Here is a 6,856-nt window from a genome sequence, read left to right as displayed (position 1 = left end):
GACGCACTCATCCCAGGGCGGAGCGACGCGGAGCGGAGCGCACCCTGGGATCCATGCCGTTACCTCAGAGCGTCACGACGGTGCAGAACCTTTCATGGCAGAGCGATGCGCCCCCCTCTGTCCTGCCGGACATCTCCCCCACAAATGGGGAGATTGGCCGTCACCACCGCCTTAGCGAACCTCCACCGTCGCAGGAGCGAGCGGTGCGCCAAAACTGCCAATCTCCCCCCAAGTGGGGAAGATGTCCGGCAGGACAGAGGGGGGCGCCAAGGATCACTACATCAGCATTTAGCCGCTGCCGCCCTGGGATGACGAAGTCGTGGAGCCAATCGCCAGCGTCAGAGGCTAGTCCTTGCGCGGTCGGGCAGCCTTTGGACCGGTCGCCTTGCCGGCCGCCGGCTCCTTTGGCCGAGCCGGCGCCTTCGGCCGAGCGGTCTTCGGCCTGCTCTCATCACCATCGATTTCGGCGGCGGCCTGGTCCCAGTGCTGCTGATGCGCGCCGTCGGGCCGGCCGGCCTGTTCCCAGATCGCGTGAGCCCGCCGGCGAATGCGTTCCTGCCTGTCGTCCGTCACTGTTTGCCTCCATCGGCTCAATCGGTGAGCGACAACTTTTAGCTGAACTTTCGACCGGCGTCTCGGGGGCTTCGGCCCAAATCGGGTCGGCCCGAGTCAGGTCGACCCAAATCGGACAGAACCGCGACCCCAAGGAGTGCCGCCTTTTTGGTGATCAGCCCCGCCAGATCCGCGTCCGAGCGCTCCGTTCCGGTTTGCTCACGCACGGCTGCAATCAACGCCTTCATCGACAACAGGGCAGTGCCCCGTTCGGCAAGCAGCTTGTCGACAGATACGGCCACATTGCGTGACTCGACATGCGGCAACATGGAAATGGCTCCTTTCCGTCCCGCCACAAAGACGATCAACAGCCGGCTGCCTGCCGGCGAGCCGCCGCTCTTCCCGCGTCTTGCCGAGAGAGCGGCGGGTGAAGGTCAGTCGATAACCTGCACGATCCTGCGGGTGCCGGGATCGACCAGCACGGTGCGATCGTCGACGACTACGTATCTGTATTCGACGTCCGGAACCTCGATCGGGTGAAGTTCAACCGTGTCGGGCAAAGTGGAACCGACGTTGAGCTCGACTCCCAGGAGGCTGATCGACGCCAGTGGGTGTCTCTCCACATATTCGCGGACGACTGTCTGCTGCTCGGGCGTGATAATCACCTGGTCCGCGGTGGCGACGCCGACACCGGCCAGCAGAGCCAGCCCGGCGGCGGCAGGAACAAGGTGGGTTTTCATCGTCTTCTCCTGTCTGGTTTGCGGGCTCCGCCTTCCATAGTCGGGACGACCTGGCCCCAATTGCAAACGCTTAACGCAACCTTCTTGTTCCTTGAGCGGCGGCTAATCGATCGCCGCGTTGGCTGGCGCGTGCAGTGGCCCGCGTTCCTGGTCGCCAAGCGCGCGGGCCGATCGGATTGCCCGATCAGCAGTGATACCGGAGGGGGTGATATCGACTGCTTCGACAAGAACATTTAGCAATAACTAATGTTCCACCCAACGGCAAAAAAGCCCTGCCGACGCCGGCAACCGTCAGGCGCGAGAAACGGCAAATGCCCCAACCTATTGTTTCGGCGGCTGCGGCGGCACCTCGCCGGGCTTGAGCACCGGTGTCTTGCCTTCGTCCGGCGGCGGTGCGGCCATGCCCTGATCGCCGGTCGGCGGCGGCAGCAGCACGCCGTTGCAGGGGTCAAGCGTGTCGGTCAGGCTGTCACCGTTGTTGACGGGCGGCGTCTGCTGCAGGTCGTTCTGCGGCTGGGCCTGGCAGTGGCCGGCAGGCGCCTGGTTCTGTGTCTCGTTATCCGTCTGGGCGGCAGCGGGCGCCGCCACCGCCAGTGCGCCGAGCAGCGTGATTGGCAAGAATGCGAAAGGTTTCATGTCGAACTCCTCAGCGCAAACGATCGCCTCTTTGCCAAAGCAGGTTGGCGGCGATTGGTTCCCGCCTGCAGCAAGCCGCCCGGCTCCATGGCGCGGGCGCGGCATGTTGGGGAATCGTTAATCAGCGATTGCTACTATAGCGGAATGACCAAGAACCTCGGAAACGCCGAAAGGAGCGCCCCAAAGGAGCCGGCAAGGAACTCCGCTCTAAGCCGGCTGGCGCCAGCCTTGTTTCCCCTGGTGGTCGTCGCGCTTGGCTATCTGGTCGGCTGGCAATTCTTCGGCTTCTAGCGGACCATATGTGGCATCGGCCGAAGAATGCGGCGGTTCAGAATAAAAGCGCTCTGTAGCGATCCTTCGCGCCCCCCTCTGTCCTGCCGGACATCTCCCCCACGAGGGGGGGAGATTGGCCTCCATCACTGATTTCGCCAACCACCAACCTTGCAAAAGAGGACGCTGTCCGCGAAGCTGCCGATCTCCCCCCAAGTGGGGGAGATGTCCGGCAGGACAGAGGGGGCGCTGTCCCTCGGCGATCAAAGGTTCTGCACCGCAGCAGCGCTCCAAGGTAACGGAATGGATCCCGCGCCGCGTCGCTTCGCTCCTTGCTCCGCCTGGGATGACAACGTCGTCAGACCCACTAGTCCGGGAAATCAAAAACCGGCTCCTCGCATCGGTGGACCCGGCATTGACCGTCAAGCGTCCTGATATAGGAGGCGACAGGCACTTCGGGCCAGTCGCATTCATTGCCGAACTGGCGGACATAGCGGTCATAGGTGTTGCGGCCGGTGGTCAGGACGACCGCGCGCCGGCTCTGGATCAGAAACTGCGCCTGTTCGCATGTCATGGTGCGCGCATCCGGCCGGGCGTAAGCCATGCCTGTGGCGGCGATCAGGATCGCTGCGGCTGTCGGGACGATTGGGCGGACTGGCATGCTGCATCCTCGGAAAGGTCGTGCCAAACGCGCAGCTTCGCCCGTGGTTCCGCACCTTCAACCCCACCTTCACCCGAAGCAGCATCTCCCGCAAGAGTGTTACTGCGGCGCAATAATGCATGTCGCGCAAAAGCATGCCCTCGGGCTTGAACCGAGGGTGTGCAGCGGTTTTGCGATAACGACATGCATGAAAACAACAACCTAAAGCGCGTCGCCCGGTCGAACGCGACGCGCTTTAGGACAGCCGCGATCTCACTCCTCCTTCTCCGGCTTGAACCGCCTCACCACCACCTCGAAGACGATGTCCGAGATCCACATCGCCGAGACGCCGATGAGGAACGCCGCGGCCAGCGTCGTGGTGTCGTCGTTCGCTGGAATCCCCAAGCCTGTGGCGCGGAAATAATGCACCACTGGCAATGTCAGGTAGGCCGCCGCCAGCGCGCCGCAGATCGGCGACGCCACCATCTCGCGAACCTTGTAGCGGTGGCGCGACAAGGCTCGCAAAATGCCGCCGGAAAGGCCGGCGACCACCACCGGCGCCTTGATGCCGAGTGCATCGAGAAGCTCCTGTATCATGGCTTCCACCCGCACCATCTGGCGCCCTTGCCGTTGTAGGCATTTATCTCGTCGAGCTCGGGCCGCGTCATGGCGGCGACGACGGCGGACGCACGGCGCGGCTGGTTGTGGTCGCACCAGACCTGGCGCGCCGGCGAAACCGGCGTTGCGCATCCGGCGAGCAACAGGCTCCCAAACAGCAGGTACTCGAGCAGCAGGCCGATCGTCAGCGCCTTGCCCATCGCATCGCCTCCCGCCGTGCGGCTTCGTCCGGCAGATCGCGCGCCGCGCGTTCGGCATCGGTCGCCTCGCGGTCCATTTCGAGGCGCTCCTCGACGTCGGCGAGTTTTTCCGCCGCTCGCCTGGCCGCATCCTTGTTGGCCCGACCGCCGGCGACAAACAGGCCGATGCCGCCGACGAGCGCAGCGAAGATCGCCATGATCGTCGTGTTGCCGGCGAGCGCGCCCAGCATGGAAAGCACCCACATCTCAATTGCCCTCCACGGCAGGCTGGTTTCTGACGAGGCCGGCGACGCCGTCGCGCACGATATTGATCAGGATCTTGAGCAGGGTCAGCACCCCGGTGATCTTGAGCGCCAGGGCGGCGTCGATGCCGAACAGCGTCCAGTCGAAGCCGACCAGGCCGGTGAGCAGCAGGATCAGCATATTGATCAGATTGTGCGCGGCGTTGGTATTGAACCAGTTCATGGCTTTACCTTTCGAAACAAGGAGGGGACCTTTCGAAACAAGGTGAGGATTGCGGCGACCAACGGAGCCAGCACTCCGGCCCATGATCCGGGCAAAGGGCCGGGCAACGGTCCGGGCCCAGCCTCGCCCGGCTTTGGCCCTGAAGGTGCAGGAATGTTCGGCTGCGGGATCGGGACAGGCGCCGGAGGCTGCACCGGGGCGGTGGGCGGCCACGGCGTGTCCCTGATCCCGGACCATTTGCGGAACGCCGCGGCAAGCCTGATATCGTAGGCGTTCTTCCCATAGGATGCGCCGTTATAGCCCTTGGCAAAGCCGGCCCAGTCGTGAGCGCGCAATTTGCCGTCGAGCCGGTTGGCGGCGATGAAGTTGACTGCCGCCGCCAGCTGCAGCGCCTCGTCCTCCATCATGGCTGCGACCATGGCCTGCACGGTGGGGAAGCCGGCCGCCCTGAAATTCTCGCCGAGAACCTGGCCGAGCCCCCATGACGCCGATCTGAGCGCCGCCGTCTCGTCGATGGCGCAGGCGGCTTTCAGGCGCGGATAGCTGTCGCGGGGATAAGGCTTTTCGCCCCATTTGGCATAGGCAAGGCCGGCCGCTACCGCCTTTGCCCGAGCTGCGCCCGCCAAATTGCGATAAAAGACATGCGGCTCGAACAGGATGATCGGCCGGCCATGGGCGTCGAAGCCATGCCCGCTGGTTTCGACATCGAGAAAGGCGTGGATCTCGTCCTCGCCGACGCCGATCCTGGCGCCGAGTTTTGGCAGGTCGAGATCGTCCAGGCGCCTGGCGGCGCCCTTGAAGGTCATGTCCATGGTCTTGTCCTTCCCAGGTTGATGTTTGCAGGCGCCAGGTTGATGTCTGCAGGAGATTGTGTGAAATGAGCCAAAACTGCGGGGATTTGCCGATGTCGCAAGATGAAGGAACGGCGCGCTGGACGTTGAAAGCCGAGCTATGCGCGGTCGGCCGCGACAAGCCGCTGCTTGTGGCGCTGGCGGTGATCCTGTGCCTCTATTGCGGGCTGATAGCCGGGCCGATCGCCTATGCGTTCCTCGCCTTCCAGGGCATGGCGGAATTCTTCAACTGACGGCGTCGACCAGTTGACAACAGCTCGATCCGTCTTGCCGCCTGGTCCGAAATCGCTTAGCCGGGATGAAAAGGCTCCCACGAACCGTTTGTGCCTTGTGGGGGACACAGGCGGGAGGGCACGTGACGATAAGGATCAGGCTTCCGGGCGGGACGTTGAAGATCAAGAAGAGGGACGAGCTGCGCCGCCGCGAGCAGAAACGCCAGGTCCCGGTCTGGCAGGTCGGAAAGTACTTCATCATCTGGTGGCCGAGCAGCCTGTCGGATCGTTCGTCCGGACGCCCGCCAAATTGATGATCGCGAGCCTGCGCCCGGACCGTTCTGGAACCGGTCCGGAAAATAGCGCTTGAAACGATGCCCGGCCCTTGACTCTTCCGCAACGGAAGCTCTCTAGTGCTGCATTGCACAATGGGGTTGGGCTGATGGCGGTTCGTATCAAGTTGCCGGGCGGCACCTTGAAGATGAAGGTATATCGGGAGTTGCGTGAGCGCGAACGCAGCCGGCGCATCCCTGTCGTCAAGATCGGTTCGGTCTATCTCACCTGGTGGTCGGACCGCCAGCGTCCTTTGAACGGCCAGCCGGGTGCATCGGACGATCCTGGCGGGCGACGCGCTTGACGCGCTGACCGTCATCCGCGCTCAAATTCTTCCGGAAGAATCAAAAAAACCCGTCGGCGGTTGACTCTTCGGCGAGGGACGTTCTTTAATTGCTGCATTGCACATCATCATTGCCTAGCCGGCGGGAGTTGAACCGATGGCAGTGCGTATCAAATTGCCGGGCGGCACCCTGAAGATGAAAGTCTATCGCGAATTGCGGGTGCGCGAACGCGAGCGTCGCGTGCCGGTGATGAAGATGGGCTCGCTGTATTTTGTCTGGTGGTCGAACAGCCAGCCTCACAACAAGCCGCAAGACAGCCGTCATTAGTCTTTGCAGTCTTTTGCGCCATTCGGCGGCGCGGGCTACGGCGTGTCTTTTGGACGCGCAAGCCAGCCAGCCGGCGCCCGACGCCGCCGAAATTATCAATCCACAGATCACTCGGTACAAGTCTATCTGCGGTTGGCGAAATGCTACCTGCACTGGGTCGTTGCCAGGGGCCGTGTCGAGCCAAACGAACTAGAGCGTGAACTACCTCACGATCACGCTTGCAAAGCGGAGGTGCTTGCCGCAAATGATGACCGCCCAACGGATCTGCCCCTGACGATGCGAACTAACCTGCCGGTGGCACAAACCCTCAAGCGCTTTTCGGTCCAAGCAATCGATGGCCGACACATCCCTGCGCCAATGATGGAAGCCGACGACGAGCACGATGCGCAGGCAGCATTGAAGGAGCTTAGTACGCGAATGCCACAACGGCACCTCATGCTCTGCGACGGTTTGCAGGTTATCGCCGAGAGGCAGCAACAAACACGATACGGAAGACACTGACATGCCTTTTGTGCCGCCCTTCCTGCAACGCCTAGCGGGAGTCAATGTCGGCGCTGGCACGAAGATGGCCATTCAGAGTGTCCGCACTGCCCGCCGTGGCCATCACTCGATCGGCGAGGACGGGATCATCAACTGCTACTTCTCGTTTGATCGACCAGAAGCGCGGATCATGATCGGACGGCGCTGCTACATCGGCAAGAGCCACCTAGTACCTTTTCACAGTGATG

General features: G+C 62.8%; 15 protein-coding genes and 1 pseudogene. 6 read left to right on the top strand and 10 right to left on the bottom strand.

The features are described 5' to 3' along the window. Nucleotides 1-345: 345 nt before the first annotated feature. The 4 genes from NMG80_RS01300 to NMG80_RS01285 all read right to left on the bottom strand — a co-directional run bounded on the left by NMG80_RS01300 (nt 346) and on the right by NMG80_RS01285 (nt 1,928). On the bottom strand, nt 346-573 hold the full coding sequence (locus NMG80_RS01300) for a DUF2934 domain-containing protein (protein WP_254016458.1): 228 nt from the start codon (nt 571-573) through the stop codon (nt 346-348). A 38-nt stretch (nt 574-611) separates the two neighbouring features. Further along, entirely contained in the window at nt 612-881 is a 270-nt protein-coding gene (locus NMG80_RS01295; RefSeq protein WP_254016457.1) for a hypothetical protein, read from the bottom strand. A 105-nt stretch (nt 882-986) separates the two neighbouring features. Then, nucleotides 987-1,292: a DUF1236 domain-containing protein gene (locus NMG80_RS01290; protein WP_254016456.1), complete on the bottom strand. Its 306-nt coding sequence runs from the start codon at nt 1,290-1,292 to the stop codon at nt 987-989. A 321-nt stretch (nt 1,293-1,613) separates the two neighbouring features. Continuing rightward, nucleotides 1,614-1,928: a hypothetical protein gene (locus NMG80_RS01285; RefSeq protein ID WP_254016455.1), complete on the bottom strand. Its 315-nt coding sequence runs from the start codon at nt 1,926-1,928 to the stop codon at nt 1,614-1,616. A gap of 144 nt (nt 1,929-2,072) precedes the next feature. Here NMG80_RS01285 and NMG80_RS37700 point away from each other — a divergent pair, with 144 nt between their 5' ends. Then, a complete protein-coding gene (locus NMG80_RS37700; RefSeq protein WP_436798521.1) occupies nt 2,073-2,219 on the top strand; it encodes a hypothetical protein in 147 nt (48 codons plus the stop codon). Between the two features lie 346 nt (nt 2,220-2,565). Here the strand turns inward: NMG80_RS37700 and NMG80_RS01280 are convergent, their stop codons facing one another. The 6 genes from NMG80_RS01280 to NMG80_RS01255 all read right to left on the bottom strand — a co-directional run bounded on the left by NMG80_RS01280 (nt 2,566) and on the right by NMG80_RS01255 (nt 4,933). Beyond that, a complete protein-coding gene (locus NMG80_RS01280; protein WP_254016454.1) occupies nt 2,566-2,859 on the bottom strand; it encodes a hypothetical protein in 294 nt (97 codons plus the stop codon). Nucleotides 2,860-3,111: 252 nt separating this feature from the next. Beyond that, entirely contained in the window at nt 3,112-3,453 is a 342-nt protein-coding gene (locus tag NMG80_RS01275; protein WP_436798520.1) for a hypothetical protein, read from the bottom strand. After that, nucleotides 3,432-3,656: a hypothetical protein gene (locus NMG80_RS01270; protein WP_254016452.1), complete on the bottom strand. Its 225-nt coding sequence runs from the start codon at nt 3,654-3,656 to the stop codon at nt 3,432-3,434. The genes NMG80_RS01275 and NMG80_RS01270 overlap by 22 nt, the downstream gene beginning before the upstream one ends. Next, the gene (locus NMG80_RS01265; RefSeq protein ID WP_254016451.1) at nt 3,641-3,901 is read right to left on the bottom strand and encodes a hypothetical protein; all 261 of its coding nucleotides are present in this window, start codon (nt 3,899-3,901) and stop codon (nt 3,641-3,643) included. The genes NMG80_RS01270 and NMG80_RS01265 overlap by 16 nt, the downstream gene beginning before the upstream one ends. A gap of 1 nt (nt 3,902) precedes the next feature. Continuing rightward, complete coding sequence (locus NMG80_RS01260; protein ID WP_254016450.1) at nt 3,903-4,121, bottom strand: hypothetical protein; 219 nt, start codon at nt 4,119-4,121, stop codon at nt 3,903-3,905. Further along, nucleotides 4,118-4,933, bottom strand: coding sequence for an N-acetylmuramidase family protein (locus NMG80_RS01255; RefSeq protein WP_254016449.1), 816 nt, complete (start codon nt 4,931-4,933; stop codon nt 4,118-4,120). Before NMG80_RS01255 ends, NMG80_RS01260 begins: the two co-directional genes overlap by 4 nt. 92 nt (nt 4,934-5,025) lie before the next feature. Here NMG80_RS01255 and NMG80_RS01250 point away from each other — a divergent pair, with 92 nt between their 5' ends. The 5 genes and pseudogenes from NMG80_RS01250 to NMG80_RS01230 form a co-directional block, all read left to right on the top strand. After that, a complete protein-coding gene (locus NMG80_RS01250) occupies nt 5,026-5,205 on the top strand; it encodes a hypothetical protein (protein ID WP_254016448.1) in 180 nt (59 codons plus the stop codon). A gap of 122 nt (nt 5,206-5,327) precedes the next feature. Continuing rightward, nucleotides 5,328-5,498 carry a hypothetical protein gene (locus NMG80_RS01245; RefSeq protein WP_254016447.1) on the top strand — a complete coding sequence of 57 codons (171 nt, stop codon included), beginning with the start codon at nt 5,328-5,330 and terminating at the stop codon, nt 5,496-5,498. Nucleotides 5,499-5,626: 128 nt separating this feature from the next. Continuing rightward, complete coding sequence (locus NMG80_RS01240) at nt 5,627-5,821, top strand: hypothetical protein (protein ID WP_254016446.1); 195 nt, start codon at nt 5,627-5,629, stop codon at nt 5,819-5,821. A gap of 136 nt (nt 5,822-5,957) precedes the next feature. Next, nucleotides 5,958-6,128 (top strand): hypothetical protein, encoded by a 171-nt coding sequence (locus tag NMG80_RS01235; protein WP_254016445.1) that lies wholly within the window; start codon nt 5,958-5,960, stop codon nt 6,126-6,128. 502 nt (nt 6,129-6,630) lie between these two features. Continuing rightward, nucleotides 6,631-6,856, top strand: a pseudogene (locus NMG80_RS01230) (acyltransferase); the annotation flags it as partial.

It is taken from the genome of Mesorhizobium escarrei (genome assembly GCF_935825525.1).
GTDB classification, from domain to species: Bacteria; Pseudomonadota; Alphaproteobacteria; order Rhizobiales; family Rhizobiaceae; genus Mesorhizobium; species Mesorhizobium escarrei.
The sequence above is the reverse complement of the archived record's forward strand: the minus strand, read 5'-3'. Positions and strand labels throughout refer to the sequence as shown.

What these genes read in the sequence shown, in the direction of transcription:
- NMG80_RS01275 (WP_436798520.1), bottom strand. Translation starts at nt 3,453, where the DNA reads ATGGTGCGGGTGGAAGCCATGATACAGGAGCTTCTCGATGCACTCGGC.
- NMG80_RS01235 (WP_254016445.1), top strand. Translation starts at nt 5,958, where the DNA reads ATGGCAGTGCGTATCAAATTGCCGGGCGGCACCCTGAAGATGAAAGTC.
- NMG80_RS01265 (WP_254016451.1), bottom strand. Translation starts at nt 3,901, where the DNA reads ATGTGGGTGCTTTCCATGCTGGGCGCGCTCGCCGGCAACACGACGATC.
- NMG80_RS01260 (WP_254016450.1), bottom strand. Translation starts at nt 4,121, where the DNA reads ATGAACTGGTTCAATACCAACGCCGCGCACAATCTGATCAATATGCTG.
- NMG80_RS01280 (WP_254016454.1), bottom strand. Translation starts at nt 2,859, where the DNA reads ATGCCAGTCCGCCCAATCGTCCCGACAGCCGCAGCGATCCTGATCGCC.
- NMG80_RS37700 (WP_436798521.1), top strand. Translation starts at nt 2,073, where the DNA reads ATGACCAAGAACCTCGGAAACGCCGAAAGGAGCGCCCCAAAGGAGCCG.
- NMG80_RS01270 (WP_254016452.1), bottom strand. Translation starts at nt 3,656, where the DNA reads ATGGGCAAGGCGCTGACGATCGGCCTGCTGCTCGAGTACCTGCTGTTT.
- NMG80_RS01240 (WP_254016446.1), top strand. Translation starts at nt 5,627, where the DNA reads ATGGCGGTTCGTATCAAGTTGCCGGGCGGCACCTTGAAGATGAAGGTA.
- NMG80_RS01290 (WP_254016456.1), bottom strand. Translation starts at nt 1,292, where the DNA reads ATGAAAACCCACCTTGTTCCTGCCGCCGCCGGGCTGGCTCTGCTGGCC.
- NMG80_RS01285 (WP_254016455.1), bottom strand. Translation starts at nt 1,928, where the DNA reads ATGAAACCTTTCGCATTCTTGCCAATCACGCTGCTCGGCGCACTGGCG.
- NMG80_RS01250 (WP_254016448.1), top strand. Translation starts at nt 5,026, where the DNA reads ATGTCGCAAGATGAAGGAACGGCGCGCTGGACGTTGAAAGCCGAGCTA.
- NMG80_RS01295 (WP_254016457.1), bottom strand. Translation starts at nt 881, where the DNA reads ATGTTGCCGCATGTCGAGTCACGCAATGTGGCCGTATCTGTCGACAAG.
- NMG80_RS01255 (WP_254016449.1), bottom strand. Translation starts at nt 4,933, where the DNA reads ATGGACATGACCTTCAAGGGCGCCGCCAGGCGCCTGGACGATCTCGAC.